1 pseudogene is annotated in these 987 nt (G+C 61.7%); it reads left to right on the top strand.

Features of this window, described 5'->3' with window-relative positions:
- Positions 1 to 73: 73 nt before the first annotated feature.
- Positions 74 to 493: pseudogene (locus AC1Q7F_RS32605) on the top strand (ATP-binding protein); the annotation flags it as partial.
- Positions 494 to 987 lie beyond the last annotated feature (494 nt).

Below are 987 nucleotides of genomic sequence, written 5' to 3' on the forward strand. Positions count from 1 at the left end.
AAAGGCAATCGCCGAACTCTTGCCATGGAATTGGAAGGCAAAACCCTGAATGGGCCTACGCCGGATGCTTACTTTGGGCCAGAAGGCCTGCCGGGAGAACATGTCGGTCCTCTACCAGCGCATGCCGCGATTGTTCGCCGCCCTGGCGCTCGGCCGCGGCGACGGCCGCTATGCCAAGCTCCTCCAGGCGTTGGCCAGGGTGCAGTTGCTGATCCTGGACGATTGGGGACCCGAACCGCTGACACCAGAGCAGAGCCGGGACCTGCTGGAGATTGTTGAGGACCGTTACGGGCGCGGCTCCCTGCTCATCACCAGCCAGGTCCCGGTCGATCGCTGGTACGACCTGATCGGCAGCCCCACATTGGCCGATGCCATCCTCGACCGCGTCGTCCATGCCGCCCACTGCCTCGACCTCGCCGGCGAAAGCCTGCGCAAACGCGCCGCCGGAGGGCAAACAGACCAATCGGCCTTGACCACCCATCCGTCCCCGTGACATCACCAATTTCGACACGAGGGGCATCTCACCCAACCGGCCGAAATCGACCGGAATAGTGGACCGCTTTGAAATCGGAACGCTGGCCCGACTTCAAATCGGAATAGGTGGCCGACTTCGTCGGAATCCGCACTCCATCGCCGCCGCCGCTCCGGGCCAACCAGAACCTCGCCTCCCTTGCGACTGCTCGTACGAGCACTCCCAACACCGTCCATTTCCAAAATCCCGGCCATCCGCCACCACCAAATCAGGGGGCGGCAGAATCTCAGTTCTCAGCCCTGCCGCAAGACGGGCCTCGGCTGACGCTTACGGTCATCGCTAACGCTGGGGTGCTTCCACCGTGCTTCCGCGCCTTGTGCCGCTCGGTGTCGCAGAAACGGCAAAGGCCAGCAACCCATTAGGATTGCTGGCCTTTTTTGGATGCGGGGGCAGGATTTGAACCTGCGGCCTTCAGGTTATGAGTTTGAAAAGTATTCATACGACGAAATACGACA

The organism is Niveispirillum sp. GW835-FHT14G11 (assembly GCF_058793615.1).